Source organism: Winogradskyella litoriviva, from assembly GCF_013249065.1.
In the GTDB taxonomy this organism is placed as follows: Bacteria; Bacteroidota; Bacteroidia; order Flavobacteriales; family Flavobacteriaceae; genus Winogradskyella; species Winogradskyella litoriviva.
Genome location: NZ_JABRWQ010000003.1, coordinates 361753 through 381011, shown reverse-complemented (window position 1 = coordinate 381011; position 19259 = coordinate 361753). Strand labels below are relative to the sequence as shown.

The 19259-nt window shown below is 30.9% G+C and carries 16 protein-coding genes; 6 read left to right on the top strand and 10 right to left on the bottom strand.

Features of this window, described 5'->3' with window-relative positions; translation table 11 throughout:
* Nucleotides 1–83: 83 nt before the first annotated feature.
* From HNV10_RS08225 to HNV10_RS08215, 3 genes are all read left to right on the top strand, one after another.
* Entirely contained in the window at nucleotides 84–839 is a 756-nt protein-coding gene (locus HNV10_RS08225) for a polysaccharide biosynthesis/export family protein (RefSeq protein ID WP_173300856.1), read from the top strand.
* Nucleotide 840: 1 nt separating this feature from the next.
* The gene (locus tag HNV10_RS08220) at nucleotides 841–3177 is read left to right on the top strand and encodes a GumC family protein (protein ID WP_173300855.1); all 2337 of its coding nucleotides are present in this window, start codon (nucleotides 841–843) and stop codon (nucleotides 3175–3177) included.
* An 84-nt stretch (nucleotides 3178–3261) separates the two neighbouring features.
* The gene (locus HNV10_RS08215) at nucleotides 3262–3681 is read left to right on the top strand and encodes a CBS domain-containing protein (protein ID WP_173300854.1); all 420 of its coding nucleotides are present in this window, start codon (nucleotides 3262–3264) and stop codon (nucleotides 3679–3681) included.
* Between the two features lie 21 nt (nucleotides 3682–3702).
* Here the strand turns inward: HNV10_RS08215 and rpe are convergent, their stop codons facing one another.
* The 4 genes from rpe to HNV10_RS08195 form a co-directional block, all read right to left on the bottom strand.
* Nucleotides 3703–4365 carry a ribulose-phosphate 3-epimerase gene (rpe, locus tag HNV10_RS08210; protein WP_173300853.1) on the bottom strand — a complete coding sequence of 221 codons (663 nt, stop codon included), beginning with the start codon at nucleotides 4363–4365 and terminating at the stop codon, nucleotides 3703–3705.
* 224 nt (nucleotides 4366–4589) lie between these two features.
* Nucleotides 4590–5453 (bottom strand): sigma-70 family RNA polymerase sigma factor, encoded by an 864-nt coding sequence (locus HNV10_RS08205; RefSeq protein ID WP_173300852.1) that lies wholly within the window; start codon nucleotides 5451–5453, stop codon nucleotides 4590–4592.
* Between the two features lie 149 nt (nucleotides 5454–5602).
* Nucleotides 5603–7039 (bottom strand): glycosyltransferase, encoded by a 1437-nt coding sequence (locus tag HNV10_RS08200; protein WP_173300851.1) that lies wholly within the window; start codon nucleotides 7037–7039, stop codon nucleotides 5603–5605.
* 94 nt (nucleotides 7040–7133) lie between these two features.
* Nucleotides 7134–8132 (bottom strand): hypothetical protein, encoded by a 999-nt coding sequence (locus HNV10_RS08195; RefSeq protein WP_173300850.1) that lies wholly within the window; start codon nucleotides 8130–8132, stop codon nucleotides 7134–7136.
* A 193-nt stretch (nucleotides 8133–8325) separates the two neighbouring features.
* Between HNV10_RS08195 and HNV10_RS08190 the strand changes: the two genes are divergently transcribed.
* Both HNV10_RS08190 and HNV10_RS08185 read left to right on the top strand, forming a co-directional pair.
* Complete coding sequence (locus HNV10_RS08190; protein WP_173300849.1) at nucleotides 8326–9021, top strand: hypothetical protein; 696 nt, start codon at nucleotides 8326–8328, stop codon at nucleotides 9019–9021.
* Between the two features lie 11 nt (nucleotides 9022–9032).
* Nucleotides 9033–9572, top strand: a complete 540-nt coding sequence (locus HNV10_RS08185) for a hypothetical protein (RefSeq protein WP_173300848.1) — start codon at nucleotides 9033–9035, stop codon at nucleotides 9570–9572.
* Between the two features lie 60 nt (nucleotides 9573–9632).
* Here the strand turns inward: HNV10_RS08185 and HNV10_RS08180 are convergent, their stop codons facing one another.
* Nucleotides 9633–11882, bottom strand: a complete 2250-nt coding sequence (locus HNV10_RS08180; protein ID WP_173300847.1) for a polyribonucleotide nucleotidyltransferase — start codon at nucleotides 11880–11882, stop codon at nucleotides 9633–9635.
* Nucleotides 11883–12086: 204 nt separating this feature from the next.
* A complete protein-coding gene (gene rpsO, locus HNV10_RS08175; protein WP_173300846.1) occupies nucleotides 12087–12356 on the bottom strand; it encodes a 30S ribosomal protein S15 in 270 nt (89 codons plus the stop codon).
* Nucleotides 12357–12547: 191 nt separating this feature from the next.
* On the opposite strand from rpsO, the gene HNV10_RS08170 reads away from it, so the two are divergent.
* Nucleotides 12548–13657 carry a sensor histidine kinase gene (locus HNV10_RS08170; protein WP_173300845.1) on the top strand — a complete coding sequence of 370 codons (1110 nt, stop codon included), beginning with the start codon at nucleotides 12548–12550 and terminating at the stop codon, nucleotides 13655–13657.
* Nucleotides 13658–13721: 64 nt separating this feature from the next.
* Here HNV10_RS08170 and HNV10_RS08165 read toward each other — a convergent pair whose 3' ends face one another.
* The 4 genes from HNV10_RS08165 to tamL all read right to left on the bottom strand — a co-directional run bounded on the left by HNV10_RS08165 (nucleotide 13722) and on the right by tamL (nucleotide 19250).
* The gene (locus HNV10_RS08165; RefSeq protein ID WP_173300844.1) at nucleotides 13722–14258 is read right to left on the bottom strand and encodes a hypothetical protein; all 537 of its coding nucleotides are present in this window, start codon (nucleotides 14256–14258) and stop codon (nucleotides 13722–13724) included.
* A gap of 153 nt (nucleotides 14259–14411) precedes the next feature.
* Nucleotides 14412–15269, bottom strand: a complete 858-nt coding sequence (gene accD / locus HNV10_RS08160; protein ID WP_173300843.1) for an acetyl-CoA carboxylase, carboxyltransferase subunit beta — start codon at nucleotides 15267–15269, stop codon at nucleotides 14412–14414.
* A gap of 249 nt (nucleotides 15270–15518) precedes the next feature.
* The gene (fbaA, locus tag HNV10_RS08155) at nucleotides 15519–16586 is read right to left on the bottom strand and encodes a class II fructose-bisphosphate aldolase (protein WP_173300842.1); all 1068 of its coding nucleotides are present in this window, start codon (nucleotides 16584–16586) and stop codon (nucleotides 15519–15521) included.
* Nucleotides 16587–16721: 135 nt separating this feature from the next.
* Nucleotides 16722–19250 (bottom strand): translocation and assembly module lipoprotein TamL, encoded by a 2529-nt coding sequence (gene tamL / locus HNV10_RS08150; RefSeq protein WP_173300841.1) that lies wholly within the window; start codon nucleotides 19248–19250, stop codon nucleotides 16722–16724.
* Between the last annotated feature and the right edge of the window lie 9 nt (nucleotides 19251–19259).

Sequence of the window (19259 nt, the reverse complement as noted above, 5' to 3'; positions counted from 1 at the left end):
GTTTTACACAAAAGGCTACGTTATTTAATGCTTTGTAATAACTATAAATGCACTTATATTTGTCGCTTTAAAACACATAACAAATGTCAAAGAACTTTTATGTTTTATGTTGCGTTTTGCTTTTATCATCATGTACAAGTAAAAAAGAAATTCTTTATTTACAAGATGCCAATCAATATTCTAACCAAGAAATTGTATACGCTAATTCAAAAATTCAAACTAACGATGTTTTACGTATTAATGTAAGTGCATTAATACCAGATTCAGCTATACCCTATAATAAAGTGACAAGTGGCGTTGGGAACAGTGTTGAATTAATGCAATTAGATGGTTATTTAGTTTCTGAAGATTTAACCATTAATTTTCCAATTTTAGGTGTATTATCGACAGCTAATATGACAACTCAAGAATTTGCTATTTATTTAAAGTCTTTACTAATAGAAAGTGGTCACTTAAAAAATCCAACGGTCGATGTTAGACTAGTAAATGCTAAAGTTACAGTTCTTGGAGAAGTTAATCAGCCGGGTACATTCAGTTTTACGGAACAAAACGTGACGTTATTGCAAGCTTTGGGTTATGCTGGTGATTTAACTATTAATGGGAAACGTGAAGATATTACAATTATAAGATATGAAAACGGTGTTCAACAAATAGCACATATAGATTTAACCTCGGCTGATTGGTTAAATGGACCTTTTAATTTTGTTAAACCTAATGACACTATTATTGTTGATCCTAATAATCCTAAAGTTAAAAGTGCTGGCTTTGTTGGTAATGTAGGGACTTTAATATCTGTAGTGTCGATTCTTTTCAGTACAATAGTTTTAATTACAAAATAAAATGAGTCAACTTCAAGAGAGTAGTTATCAGAATAATCATGATCAAGGTGAGACTATTAAAAGAGAAGTCCGCAAATATTTACATTTTTGGTATTGGTTCCTTATCAGTGTTGTTTTAACATTTATCGGCGCATTTATTTATTTAAGATATACTCCTAAAGTTTATAAGGCTAGTGCAAAAATTAAGATTTTAAATAAAACTAAAGGTTTAGAATTGCCATCCTCGGCATTTGTATTTAATCGTTCTAATATTAATTTAGAAAATGAGATTGAAATATTAAAATCGTATCGTATAATTGAAAACGTGGTGGATCGTTTAGACTTAACTATGCGATATTATGAAGAAGGTAATGTTTTAACTACTGAAATTTATAAACTGCCTTTTAATATTGTGAAAACTATAGGTAATGATAGTATTTATATAAGTTCATCTTATAAAATTGTTGTTAACCCTAATGCCTTTGAAGTTATATCTTCAAGAACAGGTAAATCTTTAAACTTTCCTGGTTTTGACACTACAAAAACTAGTCATAACCTGCCTTTTGAGTTAAGTCTTAACAGTGTTAATCCTATTAATAATTTTGTAGGTAAAACTTATATAGTTAGTTTATCTTCTATAGCTGCAGTGACAAATGGATTAAAAGGCCTCATTGAAGTGGGAGTTCTGGGAGCAAATAGTGACTTATTGCAATTGAACTTTAAGAGTCAAAGTAAATCTAAAAATGAACGAGTATTAAACACTTTAATAGATGTTTTTAATCAGGATGGTATTAATGATCGACAAGATGTTTCTAGGCGTACAATTGATTTTATTGATGAACGCTTTACTAAGTTAGCTAAAGAATTAGACTCTATTGAAGTAGGAATAAAAGATTATAAGCAAAATAATAATTTTATTAATATTGAGTCTGACGCAGAACTAGGGATGTCTCAAAGAACATTGTCAGAAGAAGAATTATTTGCATTAGATAGTCAATTGATGATAACAGAAGGATTACGAGAGTCGGTTGAAAAACCTAATTCTATATCTGATTTATTGCCAGCTAATATTGGTTTAGATAATTCTAGCATTAATGGGTTAATTGATAATTATAATTCGCTAGTTTTTGAACGTGATAACTTAAAAAGAAGTGCGGGAGAAAATAACCCAAATGTACTACAATTAGAGTCCAAAATAAGAGATGTGAAGTCTAATGTTTTTGCTTCTATTGATTCTTATGCGAAACAATTAAAGACTTCAAAGGCGCAATTAATTAAAAAAAATAGAAAATTTTCTTCTCAGGTTTATAGTTTGCCTGCTAAAGAAAAAGCTATTGTTGATATTACTAGACAACGTGAAATTAAACAAAGTTTATATTTATTTCTTTTGCAAAAGAGAGAAGAAGCAGCCATTAACTTAGCAATAACCGAACCTTCAATTAAGGTTGTTGAGTATGCGATTTCTGGAGGTTCTCCAATTTTTCCAAATTCTCGAAGTATATATTTAATGGCTCTTTTATCTGGTTTATTAATTCCATTTGGAGTTTTATATGTAATCCAATTATTAAATACTAAAGTAAAGGGAAGAGAAGATCTATTGGAACGGAATCCTAAAATTCCTATAGTCGGTGAAATACCTAAAGTAAAAAGTGATCAATTAATTTTTAAAAATCCAGAAGATAATTCTGTACAGGCAGAAGCCTTTAGAATTTTAAGTTCTAATGTAGATTATATATTGCCAATAAAACAAAAGGATAACGGGCGTATTATTTTTTGTACATCTACTATAAAAGGAGAAGGTAAAACTTATGTAAGTATCAATTTATCGTTGTCCCTTTCAAGTATTAATAGAAAGGTGTTATTAATTGGTGCAGATTTAAGAAACCCACAAATTCATACACACATTTCGGAAGAAAAACATAAACCAGGATTGTCTAATTATTTGCATGATGTAAACTATGATTGGAGAGATGCTTTAATTAAGGGCTTTGAAAAACACCCTAACCATGATATTATTTTATCAGGTAGTATTCCTCCAAATCCAGCTCATTTATTGACCAATGGTCGTTTTGAGAAATTATTAGAAGAAGCAAGAGAAGAATACGATTATATAGTTGTAGATACTGCACCAACAATTTTAGTAACAGATACAATGTTAATCTCCAAATTAGCAGATGCTACTATTTATCTTGTAAGAGCTAACTATACAGAGAAAAATCTGTTAAATTATTCTAAGGATTTAAATGAATCAGGCAAGTTAAAAAATATTGCTTACGTACTAAATAGTGTAGATACCAATAAATCTTATGGTTATGGGTATAATTATGGATATAATTATGGTTATGGAAGTAAAGAGTAATTAAAATTTAATTACGTGATAATTATCATAATTTTTACGGGTTGTAAAATTTACTTTTAAGAGTGAATTATAAAACCTAAGATTATGAAAAATAACGAACCAATTTCTGCAATAATGACCAAAGATATCATTGCGCTCAATAGGGATGATGATTTAGAAAAAGCAGAAATTTTATTTAAAAGACATAAAATTAGACATATTCCTGTTGTAAAGGAAGAGGTTGTAATAGGTATGTTGAGTTATACGGATTTGTTAAGAATTAGCTTTGCGGATGCTGTAGATGAAACGGAAACAGAAGTAGATACTTTAGTGTATAATATGTTTACTATAGATCAGGTAATGGCCAAGAATCTTGTAACCGTGGCTCCTGATAATACTATAAAGGAAGTGGCTGAAGTTTTAGCTAAAAAAGAATTTCATGCGTTACCAGTTGTAGATAAGGGATTATTAGTTGGTATAGTAACAACTACAGATTTAATAAACTATTTAATAAAGCAACTCTAAAATTTTCTCCAAAAAATGAGGCTATGAATTAGCTAAATCTTTTAGGTTTTTTATAGTTGCCGTTGGGTTATCACTTTTAAAAACATGGCTACCTGCAACAAAGGTATCAGCGCCAGCTTCAACAAGTTGTTTAATGTTTTTATTAGTAACACCACCATCAACTTCTATTCTAGTATCTAGACCTTGGTCGTTAATCATTTTTCGAAGATTCTTAATGCGTTTATATGTAATGTTTTCAAATTTTTGTCCACCAAAACCTGGATTAATGGACATCAATAAAATCATATAGCATTCAGGTAAAATATCTTCTAATACATTAATAGGTGTAGATATATTAAGAACTACACCAGCTTTACAACCAGCATCTTTTATTTGCCTTAAAGTGCGATGTAGATGAATCGTAGATTCATAATGTACCGTAATGATATCTGCACCAACCTTAGCAAATTCTTCAATATAACGCTCTGGTTTTTCTATCATTAAATGTACGTCTAATGGTTTGGTAGCGTGTTTTTTAATAGCTGCAATTACAGGCATTCCATAAGATATGTTTGGTACAAAGTGACCATCCATAACATCAATATGAAACCAATCAGCATCACTGTTATTAACCATTTCTGTATCGTGTTGAAGGTTACCAAAATCGGCAGCTAACATAGAAGGAGCAATTAAATTTGAAGCCATTATTAAATGTTCTTTTAATTTAGGGTAAAGGTAATTAAATTGTAAAGATTAATAACTGGTTAGTAAAAGGATTTGTTGTAGACAACAGAAATTTGTGTTTGGTATATGTATAAAAAAGTGAACCCACGGTAATCAGCCGTGGGTTCTTTCATCAATCAAAAAACGAACAGTTATGTTTGTAACTGTTGTTGTCGTTATTAGTTTAGTCGTTAATAATTTAAAAACTAACCTAAATATGTCTTTAATATTTTACTTCTAGAGGTGTGTTTTAAACGTCTGATAGCTTTTTCTTTTATTTGTCTAACACGCTCTCTTGTTAAATCAAATGTTTCTCCAATTTCCTCAAGTGTCATTGGGTGTTGACTAGCCAAGCCAAAATATAAACGAATAACATCTGCTTCACGAGGTGTTAAAGTTTCTAAGGCACGTTCTATCTCAGTACGTAAAGATTCATGTAATAAATCTTTATCTGGATTTGGTGATTCTCCACTTCGCAATACATCATATAAGTTAGAATCTTCGCCTTCTACTAAGGGTGCATCCATACTTACGTGACGACCAGAATTTTTCATTGACTCTTTAACATCGTTAATAGTCATATCTAATTCTTTTGCGATTTCTTCGGCAGAAGGTGGTCGCTCATGGCTTTGCTCTAAAAAAGCAAATGTTTTATTTATTTTATTAATAGACCCAATCTTATTCAAAGGCAAACGTACAATACGAGATTGTTCTGCCAATGCTTGTAAAATAGATTGTCTAATCCACCATACTGCATAAGAAATAAATTTAAAACCACGTGTTTCATCAAAACGTTGAGCAGCTTTAATCAATCCTAAATTGCCTTCATTAATTAAATCTGGTAATGTTAATCCTTGATTCTGATATTGTTTTGCTACCGATACAACAAAACGCAGGTTTGCTTTAGTTAATTTTTCTAAAGCAATTTGGTCTCCAGCTTTTATACGTTGAGCTAATTCTACCTCTTCGTCTGCTGTTATAAGATCGACCTTACCAATTTCTTGTAAATATTTATCTAATGATGCAGTTTCCCTGTTGGTTACCTGCTTGGTAATTTTAAGCTGTCTCATTCAATTTTAAGATTTGTGCAAAAATATTGCAACGCTATGTTACTCTTTATTATACGTAAAAATGCATAAAAATGTTACAAAACTTGAGAAAAAAAATAAAATTTTAATAATGATATTTGTATCTGTTTTAGTTAGCCCTTAATTTTAAACTATTTTGTTAAGGTTAATTCGCGTGTTAACCAACCTTTTCTACTCGCTGTAGCAATAGCATAAGGTGTAATCCAGAATAAAGCAAAGGTGTACATTATGCTGTAAGAATAAGCCCAAATTCCTTGTGTTGATTTATATTGACTCGCAAAAAATAAAACAGAAAATGTGGATGCAATTAATATGCTAACCAAAGTTGAGCCTAAAAATAATAATGGATGGACCATTACAAAGAACAACATTGAAATTAATAACGGATAACTCATTAATATTTTTAAAAATTGACTAATAAACAATATTCGTATACCAGATTTATCGTGTTCTCTAAAATTGGTAAATACATATTTAGCCATTTCAAGATTTTCTCTAACATTACTTCTTCCCCAACGAATAAACATTTTGTATAATCCTAAATATTGCTCGGGTACATTAGTGTATGCCACAGCATTCTTCTGAAATAAAACATGTTTGCCTTGTTTTAAAATCATATTAGTCATTGCTCTGTCTTCTCCAATATCTGAAGCTTTACCCATAAATGTTTGATTAATCCATTGTGGTAAACATTTATGTACAGCTGAACTTCTATAAGCTGCCAATGCGCCAGGAGTACATAAAACTGAATTAAGGTTACTTTCTGCTGAGCGCACAAACTCAAAACTCATTACAAAACTAACATCTAGCATTTTAGGTAGTATTTCCTTTTTGTTATTTAAAACTCTTATATTCCCAGCTACAGCACCACATTGCTCATTTGTTGTAAAAGGGCTAACTAGATTTCTTAGTGTCTTGTCTGTAACAATAGAATCGCTATCTACAGTAACATAGATATCTCCTGTTCCTAAGTTAAATCCACGATAAAGTGCATGTCGTTTTCCTTGGTTTTCTGGTTGTTGGTAGATTTCTAGTCGGTCTCCTAATTTCTTTTTGGCATCTTGCATCCAATTCCATGTATCATCTTTACTTCCGTCATCAATAGATATAATCTGAATTTTATGTTTTGGGTAATTACTGTTTGTTAAACTCATTAATGTATCCCATACTTGTTTGCCTTCATTATAAGCTGGAACAATCACTGTAATTGTTGGTAACTCCTCGTCTGTCACAGATTCAATAGGCTTGTATTTAAAATAATTATAAGCTTTAAATACAAAAAATGCTGCTTTAAAAATGAATAAACCTGTAGCGATGGTAATTAATGAATAGCCTAAGGTTGTACTAGCTTTGTCTGCACTAAATTTTTCAAAATCATTATGAAAAACGGACAAGAAATAAATACCGATTACAAGAAGTAAGAAGGAACTGAATAAAACAATTTTATTATACGGACTCTCTATTTTTGATTTGCTATTCAGAAATAAACTAAAGTCTTTAGATAGTTTTTTAGTTTTAGTTTTTGTTGAGGCTAATATTGTTTTTGAGGAGTTGTTTTTTGAAGACATATATCTCTATTTGGTTAGATTGATTAACTAAAATAGATGTACGTTTACTATTACAATTTAGATTGTTTTTGAGATTTATTTAACATTAATAGGTCTATTCAAACCCACGAGAGGTACCAACATTAATTAACTCTTTGAGCTTATTAATTTTCTGCATCATTTTGTTAAAAAATAATACTCGGTCTTTTTCTCCTGAGTGCACTAATAGTTTTGAGTTAGACATCTGACGCGAAAAGAAATCGTCCATAGTATTACAAGTTTCTTGGTGTTCTATTTTTAAATACTCTAAAACTGTATAGGGAACAAAAAAGGCTTTTTTGTAACTTGTTTTAACCATTATAATATTACTCATCGTAAGCAAATCACTTTTGTACAAGTTGTAAGATGCGTTGTTTTCAGAATTAATAATACTTTGTCTAATGGTTTGCTTTTCTACATGATTAACGATGTCTTCTAAATCATCACAAATTTTCAAAGCCAAGTCTTTAGATAGTAATTGAGACTCAAAAAAATATATAATTTGCTGAAGCGTTCCATTTATGGTATTGTCATTCCAAAATTCGGTAATATTTATGAAATTATAAGTCCGACCCAATTCATAGGCTTTTTCTAATAAAGAATGGGGTATTGTATCTATAAAGTCATCAAAAGACACTTTGTTTTTAGTCATTTCTTTATTGGTAAGCTTTAACCACACATATATTTTATATCTAGTAATATAAGAATCTTTGAGTGTGTAAAAGAGTGGAATATCCTTTGCTGAATATAAAATAGAAGCGCTTTTTAGCTTGGTAAGCGGAATTAAATTTTCTATCGATTTAGAAAAGTAAGATTCTAAATGCTCTTCATTAGTAATAATTGGAGAAGTTTCTACGAGTATAGTATTTTTACTTCCTACTTCAAATAGTTTATTAAGTGAAATTTTATAGTACTTAGCAAGCTTAACACTTTCTTCTAAAGTTAGATTGGTTTTTAGATTGATTCTTCTGTAGGCAGCATCGTAGCCAATATCTAAAATGGTTGCAATTTCATCTACAAAAGAAGTTGTGCTTGTGTTTATTTCTTTTAAGTACTTAATAAATTGATATTGCATAAATCGAAAATTATAGTAAATATATTTGAATATTTTGTGAAAAACACAAACAATTAAAAGAATTTTCGATTTTTTTATTGAATTAATATCAATTATTACAAGTAGATTAGAGTAATTGAATTGATAATGGTTTTTAAACAAAACTTATTAGGTTAGACAATAGATCTTAAAAACAAGTAAAAAGTATTTAATTATGAAAAAAATAATAACAGCTATTACTTTATTATTTGGTGTTTATTTTAATGCGCAAGAGCATCAACAATTAATTAAAAAAGGAAAAAGTCTCGTGTTTGGAACAAACTTGTCTGTAGGTATTTCAGTTGAACCTAAAGATAATTTTGGCATAAGCTTAGGTTTAGAATTTAAGAATGAAACACTTTTAGGATTTGGAGTATTTTTAAATACTATTACATATGATGCTTTAAACTATAAAAAAAAACCTCCATTAAATCAGATTGAAAATTATAATCCAGAAACGGATCAGCAGTTTGATGGTTTTTTGTATATAGATGGAGGTACTAAAGATAATTTATCGATAATTACATTTCATATATCAAACGGATATAGAATTAATAAACGAATTATCACGGATCTTCAAATAGGACCGTCAGTAAATATATTTTATCGAAACATATATAGTTATAGATATTCTCCTCCTTTTGGTTCATTTAGTGGTAGTTCTCCAGGTAGTTTTATTGCCAAAGCTAAAGAAGATAAACTTTTAATTATTGGGTTTAATATTAAAGCAAGTTTGTTTTATTCGATTGATTCAAATACGGTATTAAGTGTTTCTCCATATTTAAATGTTAATAGGGAAGTACGTGTCTTCGGGTGTCATATTGGATTTGTATTTGGTAAAAAATATAAGAGAAATCTTTTTAATAACTAAAATTTATAATTATGAAAACAGTGCTGACTATATTTTTCGTTTCTATTTCGGTAGTTTGTTTCACTCAAGAAAAGAATAAAGACCATAAATTAGAATATAAGTCTTTTTCTTTTTCTCCTTTAGCGATATATTTTGATAATTATACTGGAGGCCTTGCGATTAATGCCGATTTAAGCTTTGCTTATGAAGACAATATATTTACTTTTTCAGCAGTTACTGGTTCAGAATTTGTAATATCAGTTTTGGGAGAAAGTAAGCCTGATAGTTTTAAGCAGTTAAATTTATCTTTTGGAAAGGAAGTTAAATTGAATAAAATTATATATTTTGATATGCATGCTGGTTTGGGATATTTTTCTTTCAAATCTATTAGTATTAATACTAATAAAAGTGGTTATGAGCGCTCTGATACTATTGGATTTTCTTTATTTACAAAAATAAGATTCAAAACGGGAAATAAGTTTTCTTTAGGCTTATGTTTTCAAGCTAATATTAATTCTATAAATAATGTTTATTCTACAGGTGTCATATTACAGTGGAATAGAAGTGATTAAATAATAACAAAAAGCCCAACATTACTGTCGGGCTTTCAATTTTATTAAGATTAAAAAGAATTAATCTTCTTTCTTATCTTCTCTAGGTTTACGATCATCACGTCTGTTATCACGTCCGCGATTATCTCTTCCTCTATTGTCTCTACCACGATTGTTATTATCTCTTGGTGGTCTTGCTACATAACCTTCTGGTTTTGGCAACAATGCTTTACGAGATACTTTTTCTTTACGTGTTCTAGAATCTACACCAAAGTACTTTACATCAAAAACATCTCCCATGTTTACTACATCAGATACATTTTCTGTACGTTCCCAAGCTAATTCAGATACATGTAATAAAACTTCGTTTCCTGGTGCATCCATATATTCTACTACAGCACCAAAATCAAGCATTTTTATCACTTTTACTTGGTAAACTTTACCAACTTCTGGCTTAAATAAAATAGCATCAATTTTTGCCATTACAGCATCAATACCTTTTCTACCAACACCTAAAATTTCAACAATCCCTTCTTCTGTAACAGGATCTTCGTTAATAACGATAGTTGTTTCTGTTTCCTTCTGCATTTCTTGTATCACTTTTCCTCCTGGTCCAATTAAAGCTCCGATAAATTCGTTAGGAACTCTTCTAGATACCATTGTAGGTGCGTGATCTTTAACATCTGCATTAGGTACAGCAATTGTTTCGGTAATTTTGCCTAAAATATGTAAACGACCCTCACGAGCTTGTTTTAAAGCATTTACAAGAATTTCATAAGACAAACCTTTTACTTTAATATCCATTTGGCAAGCTGTAATACCATCTGCAGTACCAGTTACTTTAAAGTCCATATCACCTAAATGATCTTCATCACCTAAAATGTCTGATAAAACAGCGTATTTTCCAGAATCTGCATCTGAAATTAATCCCATTGCAATACCAGAAACTGGTTTCTTTAATTGCACACCTGCATCCATCATAGCCATTGTACCTGCGCAAACTGTTGCCATTGAAGAAGAACCGTTAGATTCTAAAATCTCTGACACCACACGTACTGTATATGGACAATCTTCTGGAACCATACCTTTCAAAGCACGTTGTGCTAAGTTACCATGACCAACTTCTCTACGAGATGTACCACGGATTGGTCTTGCTTCACCTGTTGAGAAAGGAGGGAAGTTATAGTGTAAATAGAAGGTCTCTTCACCTTCAAAAGATGGCATGTCTATTTGGTTAGCTTCTCTACTTGTACCAAGAGTTACCGTAGCTAAAGCCTGAGTTTCACCACGTGTAAAAATAGAAGAACCGTGTGTAGAAGGTAAATAATCTACCTCACACCAAATTGGTCTTATTTCATCGGTTTTACGACCATCAAGACGTAAACCTTCATTTAATGTTAAGTCTCTAACAGCTGCTTTTTCTGCCTTACTGTAGTATTTAGAAATTAAGCCGCCAAAATCAGCTTGTTCTTCTTCAGAAAAACTTGCTATTATTTCTTCTTTTATTTCACTAAATGCAGCACTACGTTCATGCTTTGCAGAACCTGCTTGTGCTACAGCATATACTTTGTCATATGCCATATCGTGAATTTTCTTAGCTAAATCAGCATCTTCACGTTCTGGCTCGTATTCACGTACTTCTTTTTTACCGAAAGCTTCAGCTAATTTTACTTGTGCAGCACATTGTACTTTAATAGCTTCATGAGCAAACTTAATTGCTTCGGTCATTTCTTCTTCAGAAATTTCATCCATCTCACCTTCAACCATCATAACTGAATCGGCAGAAGCACCAATCATCATATCAATGTCAGATTCTAATAATTGAGCACGTGTTGGGTTAATAACAAATTCTCCATTTACACGGCCAACTCTAGCTTCAGAAATTGGACATTCAAAAGGGAAATCTGATAACTGGATAGCTGCAGAAGCGGCTAATCCTGCCATAGCATCTGGCATTACGTCATCATCATGAGACATTAATTGAATCATCACCTGAGTTTCAGAATGATAATCTTTAGGGAATAATGGACGCAATACGCGATCCACTAAACGCATAGTTAACACTTCACCATCACTTGGTCTTGCTTCTCTTTTAAAGAAACCTCCAGGATAACGACCTGCAGCTGCAAATTTTTCTCTGTAATCTACCGTTAACGGTAAAAAGTCAACATCTGCTTGTTTGTAATTGGAAACAACTGTACATAATAACATACATTTTCCTGATTGCACTACAACGCTACCATGAGCTTGTTTTGCTAATTTTCCGGTTTCGATAGAAATTTCTCTACCGTCTCCTAGGTCTATGACCTCTTTAAAAACTTTTGGAATCATAAATTTTTTAGTTCTAATTCTAACGCATTATCGCTCGTTAGAATGATTGTTAAACAATGGTCGTTGTGTTGTTGTAGTTGTCGTTGTTGTTTGGACCAATGAAAAACTATAATAAGCTTCTTCAATTTTAGGTTTTATACTCGTCTAAAACCGAGTTGTTTTATATTAAAAAACCACGCTGTTAGGCGTGGTCTTTATATTAGATTATTTTCTTAATCCTAATTCTTTTACTATGGCACGATATCTTAAGATATCTTTCTTAGTTAAGTAGTCTAATAATGCTCTACGCTTACCTACTAACTTTACTAATGAACGCTCAGTATTATAATCTTTACGATTTTGTTTTAAGTGCTCAGTTAAATGATTAATTCTTGCAGTAAATAGTGCAATTTGTCCTTCTGCAGTACCAGTATCGTTTTTTCCTTTACCGTGTTTTGCGAAGATTTCTTCTTTTGCTTCTTTTGTTAAATACATTCTAATATTATTGTAAATGATTGTTATGTACACGAAAGCCTCTCTTTCGAGCGGCAAATATAGCATTTTTTTGTGATTTGTAATTTTTTTCGTAACTTTTATCGTGCACAATGTGCTAAAAATTCGTTTTTCCCAGTTAACCCTTATTAACTAATAACTTTCAATAAAGATTAATCTATTAAACTTAAAAAATGAAAGTCTCAAATCATCTGCGGAATTTCTCTAATGCTTACGACGTATTAGAGCGTACATTTAATAATACTTATAATGGCATTGCCATAGTAAACTTAGATGGAAATTGGTTAAAGGTTAACGAAAGTGTCTGTGATATTTTTGGATATACAAGATGGGAACTCTTCAACATGGACATTAATAATATCGTTTATGCTGAAGACCTTGGTGTCCATGAAAAAAAATACGAAGACCTCATCAATGGAACTATTGATAAATATCGCGTAAAACAACGCTATTTTCATAAGGATGGAACTATACTTTGGATTTTAATCTATGTGTCTTTGGTTTATTTTAAGGCCGGACGGCCACATATGATTTGGCAGTTTACAGATATTACTAAAAGGCAGAGAAATCAAGATAAGTTAAAGTTAATGCTTAGTGTTGCAGAAGAGCAGAATGATAGATTAAAGTCTTTTGCTAATATTGTAACGCATAATCTTAGGTCGCACTCGGGCAATTTATCTTTACTTACTGAATTTTTAGAAGAAGATATACCTGATTTAAAGTTGAATGAAAATTTTCAGTTATTAAATAAAGCGGTTTCTAATTTACAGGAAACTGTAGATCACTTAACAGAAGTCGCAAAGATTAAAGAAATTGATCCCTCTAAAATGGAATCTTTAAATTTATATGATTTTGTTGAAAAAGCAACCTATAATATTATTGCTCTAGCTCAAAATGCAGAAGCTACAATATATAATGAAATAGATGAAGATATTTGTGTTAAAGGAAAGGCGGCATATTTAGATAGTATAATATTAAATTTTCTTACTAACGCAATTAAATATAAAGCAGAGAATAGAAGTCCTGTAATTGAGCTAACTTCTCATATTGAAGATGACTTTGTAATTCTAAAAATAAAAGATAATGGACTTGGTATTGACCTTAAAAAGTTTGGTGATACCATTTTTCAAATGTATAAAACCTTTCATAAAAATGAAGATGCCATAGGTATTGGTCTTTTTATTACTAAGAACCACATTGAATCTTTAGGAGGTAAGGTTGAAGTAAGGAGTGAAGTAGGTGTAGGTACTGAATTTTCTGTTTACTTTAAAAAGGTAAGTTGAGGTAAATTAAAAGAGCCTCGTAATTTTTGTTAAGAGGCTCTAGTATTTATAATTGAATTTTGTTCTATAAAACGTCAATGGTAGTTGTTATTTCTGCATAAATCAGCACATCAAATACAACAGGTGTTGCACTTACTGTACCCGAAACAGACATATTAATCATTGAATTATTTTCTAAATTACTTGCAACAGCATTTATTATACTAGTATCATTAATTGTGTAAACCGTATTGTCTATATCAGATTGCTGAAGATTAATATTAGAAATTGAAATACTAGAAGAGCCAAAGGTTAAAGAAGCATTACTTAAAATAGCGTCATCTACACCAGAATAATTAGTAATCTCATAAGTTAATTCGTTAACTGAAATGTCTTGAATTAAATCTAAATTATCTTCAATTTCTTCGTTAGTGGTAATATCTAGTGTTGATGATTGAGAAATACTCTGCGGTTGGCCTTCAGAATCTTCAGTTACCGAAATATTAATAGTTGTAGAGAAATCATCAGTAATATCAAACTCTGTTAATTCATCAAGATCATCACATGAGAAAGTGGTTAGAAAAAGTAATAGTAACGCACTGATTTTTGTAGTAATTTTCATTTTTTTTAAGGTTTTTTAGTTCTATTTCAGCACTTTTTAGTTCTGATAATAAAACGAGGTTAGATTGCAATATATAAATTTTGATAATAAAACACTAAAAAAGAGGCTATTAGGCCTCTTTTTTTTGATGTATCTTAAATATAAATATAAGTTTTAAGCTCTAATCGGTTGATTTTTGATTAAATCTATATATAAGTTAACCTTGCTTTTTAAGTCTTTTCTATGTGTAATAAAATCTAAAAAACCATGTTCTAATAAAAATTCAGAAGTTTGAAAACCTTCAGGTAATTCCTTTCCTGTGGTGTCCCTTACAATTCTAGGACCTGCAAAACCTATTAAGGCTCCTGGTTCAGCGATATTAATATCACCTAGCATTGCAAAAGAAGCTGTTGTTCCTCCAGTTGTTGGGTCTGTACAGAGCGAAATATAAGGAATACCTGCATCAGCTAATTGTGCTAATTTTACTGATGTTTTTGCTAATTGCATTAATGATAAGGCAGCTTCCATCATACGAGCACCACCAGATTTACTAATAATCATTAAAGGGGTTTTCTTTTTTAAGGCGTAGTCTGCTGCTCTTGCAATCTTTTCACCCACAACACTACCCATGGAGCCTCCAATAAAACTAAAATCCATACATGCAATCACTAAGTCTTGACCATTAGATTTACCAACAGCAGTGCGCACTGCATCCTTAAGGTTAGTTTTTGCTTGTGCAGCTTTTAAACGGTCTGGGTATTTTTTAGTGTCTTCAAATTTAAGAGGATCTTTAGACGTTAGGTTAGCATCTAGTTCTTTAAATTTATTATCATCAAATAAAATTTGAAAGTATTCATTACTTCCAATTCTTACATGATAACCATCTTCTGGACTCACATAAAAATTTTGTTCTAATTCTTTAGTATCAATAATTTTTCCTGTTGGAGATTTATACCAAAGACCTTTAGGAGTGTCTTTTTTTTGTTCCGTTGAGGTATGTATACCTTTTTCTTTTCTTTTAAACCAAGCCATATTTAGGTTACGATTTTTATCCTTATATAATGCTAAGGACAGGTTTATGATTAAGGTAATTTAAAACCAAAATCTTGTTTATTTAGTTAGTTATAATTTGTAAATAGTTACAGTACAAACTTACTGTTTTATTAAATATAACTCAAAAAATGCGAAAATTATCTCAAAATTGTAATATTATGCGCAAATAAAAACCCACTAAAACTCTGATATATAGTTCTAATGGGTTTTAAAGTTATATAAAGATTCTTATAATGTATCTACATTATTTAGATCTTCAAAGGCTTTTTTAAGTCTAGTAACAAAAGTATCTTCTCCTTTACGTAACCAAACTCTAGGGTCGTAGTACTTTTTATTAGGTACATCATCTCCATCAGGATTTCCTATTTGAGATTGTAAATAATCCTTTTTATCTAATACGTAATCTCTAACACCACTTAAAAATGCATATTGTAAATCTGTATCAATATTCATTTTAATTACACCATAGCTAATGCCTTCTCTAATCTCTTCAACGGTAGAACCTGAACCACCATGAAACACAAAATCAATATGATTATGCTCAACACCATATTTTTTAGAAATATAATCTTGAGAATTTTTTAAGATTTTTGGTGTTAATTTTACATTACCTGGTTTATACACACCGTGCACATTACCGAAAGCTGCAGCAATTGTAAATTGGTCACTTACTTTGCTTAATTCTTCGTAGGCATAAGCAACTTCTTCTGGTTGTGTATATAGTTTAGAATCGTCTACATCACTATTGTCTACACCGTCTTCTTCACCACCAGTAATTCCTAATTCAATCTCTAAAGTCATACCCATTTTGCTCATTCGCTCAAGATAATTTTTACAGATTTCTATATTTTCTTCAATTGGTTCTTCAGATAAATCAATCATGTGAGAACTAAAAAGCGATTTTCCTGTTTCTTTAAAATGTTGCTCACTTGCATCTAGTAAACCATCAATCCATGGTAATAATTTTTTAGCACAATGATCTGTGTGTAAAATTACTGGTACACCATAAGCTTCTGCCATTTGGTGAACGTGTTTTGCACCTGCAATAGCACCTGCAATAGCCGCTTTTTGCCCTTCGTTACTTAATCCTTTACCTGCATTAAATTGAGCACCTCCATTTGAAAATTGAATAATTACTGGAGCATTTAAATCTCTTGCAGTTTCTAAAACACCATTTATTGTATTAGAACCTATAACATTTACTGCTGGTAATGCAAAACCTTTTGCTTTAGCATAATTGAAAATATTCTGAACTTCTTTACCTGTAGCAACGCCAGGTTTAATATTATGACTCATAGTTATTGTATTGAAAATTTTAGTATTCAAAAATACATAAAATTTGAGTATTTATCTACTTTGAGAGGTGATTAAATACCGAAAACGATATAGTTTTGTGTCCGCTTTTATTTTATAATTTAAAGGTAGTGTTTATTAAAAAGGGTAGTTGATACCAATGTTATATACTGCGTTTGTAAAGTTGTAGTTTCTAAACCAACGCTTGTTTGTAGATTGTGAAGGGTCATAAGTTTTAAAGCCAGTATCTAAACGTACTACAAAGAAATCAAAGTCTAATCTTAAGCCAAAACCAGAGCCTACAGCAATATCTTTTAAAGACGTAAAACCTGTAAAGGTTGCTGCGTCATCTGTAACATTGTCTAATACATTCCAAATATTACCTGCATCTATAAATAATGCACCATTCCATGGGCCAAAAATATTAAAACGTTGTTCTGCGCTAAAATGAAGCTTAAAGTTGGCTTCGTTAAACTCGTTAGTAGATAGTGAACTTCCTGGTCCTAAATTATAGGCAGACCACGCTCTATTGTCATTTGGTCCACCTGCAAAGAAACTTTCTGCAAACGGAATACTATTTGAGTTTCCATACGGAATAGCAATACCAGCATAACTTCTAAATGCTAAAACGTTTTGTCTGCCTAAATCTATATATTTTATATAGTCTATTTCTGTTTTAACAAATTGAGAAAAAGCCACATCAAAAACTTCATAATTACCAGCATCGTTTTTAGAGAGACCAGAAAGACTAGAAATAGTAGACAATAAGTTTCCTGCTAATTCTATTCGCCAATTAAACACCGAAAAATCGTTGTCAAAAATATTTTTTCTTTTGTCTTTTTTATATTCAAAACTTGTAGAAAATATAAGGTTGTCTTCCGTGAGACGTTCTTTACGTTCGTCAATATTCTTAACTGTTGAATAATCATCATCGCCTGATGTTAGACTGGTAGAACTAGATAAAACCTCATCTATAAATATTTCTGCCGGTTGGTACGAGTCTAATGACTCATCATACAATGTTGCATCACTATCAATATAACCGATGTCTTGTGCAATAGCATTTAAACTATTGAAAGAGTTGGTGTAAACACCAAAATAATTACTTGTGTTTAAATTTTTTATAAAATTAACATTAAACAATTCTAATGTATTTGTCACTGTTTTAGAAGGGTACCAATTATAGCTAAATACGCCAGAGAGTGACTGTTTGTCTAAACCAATATTTTGCTGACTTGTAGCGGATACAGAAATCCCAGTACTTGGAGACATAAATTTAGGGATAATTTTATCTGTATTAAAAGGACTAAAGATTCTAGGAATGGTAAGTCTAACATTGCCACCAAATTCATTAATATCAAAAAAATTAGTTTCTCCATCAGCAGGATCTTGCGAAGCTCCGATTGCTGCGATACCAGATATTTCTAATGTTTCGGCTCCTCTAAAAACATTTCTAATTTTTAAACCTGTACTAAAAGAAAATCCAATTTTCTGTATGTTACTTGTATTAATTTCTGGTTCAAAACTTAAAGTGTATTTCTTTTTTGGCTCTAATCTAATATTTGCTGTTAGTGTGGTGTCTTCTTCATTTTCAATAAATTCAATGTCCGGATACCTAAACATTTGCAAGTCATTAAGGTAGCGTTGTGTTCTACTTCTAGCAATGTCACTGTAGGTGTCACCTTTATTAATAAAAATAGCATCCGTAAGTGCCTTAGGTCTATACTTTAATTTTTCTTTACTGTAAAGATTATAATTTTTATATACTGTAGTGTCGGTAACTGGTTTAAAACGATTGTCAAAATTATTATCTGTAAAAATGTTTACTTCTTTTATTTTGTAAATTTTAAATGGAACAACAGTTGTTGAGTCTTCTCCTCTAATAATACGATTAGCTATTTTTAAATCGGTTTGTATCTTATGATTAGTATCAATTGTATCTATTTCAAATCTAATATAATCTTGTCCAAAATGATAAAAACCAGAATTCCTTAAAAAAGTATTAATACGTTCGCGTTCGTCTTCAAAATTTTGATCATCGTATTGCTCTCCTTTTTTTAATAATGAAGCTGCTATGAATTTTGGATATAGCGAATCAATTTTAGGGCTACTGATGTAAGGATTTAATGAGTCTAAAACGTAAGGCTTGTTTTTAATTACGTTATAAGTTACTTGTGCTAGTTTATTACTGTCTTTTTCTACTTGGTACGTTACTTTATTATTAAACCAACCTTTACTATAGTAGTATTTTCTAAGGTTATTTGCTGTTTTTTCAGTTTTAGCTTCGTTGTAAATTACGGGTGCTTCACCAGTGCGTTTAAGCCAACTGTTAAAGTTCTGTTTAGCTTCTAATTGCATATCAAATTGCTTTTTAGAAAGCAAAGCGATTCTGCGTTTCACTTTAAGAGAATCACTTAAAATATTGGCGTCTATAATAGAATCAATGTTTGGTCTAGCTAGGTTGTAAATGTGAAGTTTAAGTGGAAAGCCAAAGAACTTTCGCATACCCGAATTGGTTTTCTGTATTACAATATTATTAATACGTTCTGACATTACAGTATTTCCATCCTCTACAATAGTATTATCTGTAATAAGATGCTCACCTTCCTTTACGCGTTTAACAACATTACAAGAACTAAGAAGTAATAAGCACAGTAAGAGCAACATGTGTTGATA

What these genes read in the sequence shown, in the direction of transcription:
- HNV10_RS08225 (WP_173300856.1), top strand. Translation starts at nt 84, where the DNA reads ATGTCAAAGAACTTTTATGTTTTATGTTGCGTTTTGCTTTTATCATCA.
- HNV10_RS08220 (WP_173300855.1), top strand. Translation starts at nt 841, where the DNA reads ATGAGTCAACTTCAAGAGAGTAGTTATCAGAATAATCATGATCAAGGT.
- HNV10_RS08215 (WP_173300854.1), top strand. Translation starts at nt 3,262, where the DNA reads ATGAAAAATAACGAACCAATTTCTGCAATAATGACCAAAGATATCATT.
- rpe (WP_173300853.1), bottom strand. Translation starts at nt 4,365, where the DNA reads ATGGCTTCAAATTTAATTGCTCCTTCTATGTTAGCTGCCGATTTTGGT.
- HNV10_RS08205 (WP_173300852.1), bottom strand. Translation starts at nt 5,453, where the DNA reads ATGAGACAGCTTAAAATTACCAAGCAGGTAACCAACAGGGAAACTGCA.
- HNV10_RS08200 (WP_173300851.1), bottom strand. Translation starts at nt 7,039, where the DNA reads ATGTCTTCAAAAAACAACTCCTCAAAAACAATATTAGCCTCAACAAAA.
- HNV10_RS08195 (WP_173300850.1), bottom strand. Translation starts at nt 8,132, where the DNA reads ATGCAATATCAATTTATTAAGTACTTAAAAGAAATAAACACAAGCACA.
- HNV10_RS08190 (WP_173300849.1), top strand. Translation starts at nt 8,326, where the DNA reads ATGAAAAAAATAATAACAGCTATTACTTTATTATTTGGTGTTTATTTT.
- HNV10_RS08185 (WP_173300848.1), top strand. Translation starts at nt 9,033, where the DNA reads ATGAAAACAGTGCTGACTATATTTTTCGTTTCTATTTCGGTAGTTTGT.
- HNV10_RS08180 (WP_173300847.1), bottom strand. Translation starts at nt 11,882, where the DNA reads ATGATTCCAAAAGTTTTTAAAGAGGTCATAGACCTAGGAGACGGTAGA.
- rpsO (WP_173300846.1), bottom strand. Translation starts at nt 12,356, where the DNA reads ATGTATTTAACAAAAGAAGCAAAAGAAGAAATCTTCGCAAAACACGGT.
- HNV10_RS08170 (WP_173300845.1), top strand. Translation starts at nt 12,548, where the DNA reads ATGAAAGTCTCAAATCATCTGCGGAATTTCTCTAATGCTTACGACGTA.
- HNV10_RS08165 (WP_173300844.1), bottom strand. Translation starts at nt 14,258, where the DNA reads ATGAAAATTACTACAAAAATCAGTGCGTTACTATTACTTTTTCTAACC.
- accD (WP_173300843.1), bottom strand. Translation starts at nt 15,269, where the DNA reads ATGGCTTGGTTTAAAAGAAAAGAAAAAGGTATACATACCTCAACGGAA.
- fbaA (WP_173300842.1), bottom strand. Translation starts at nt 16,586, where the DNA reads ATGAGTCATAATATTAAACCTGGCGTTGCTACAGGTAAAGAAGTTCAG.
- tamL (WP_173300841.1), bottom strand. Translation starts at nt 19,250, where the DNA reads ATGTTGCTCTTACTGTGCTTATTACTTCTTAGTTCTTGTAATGTTGTT.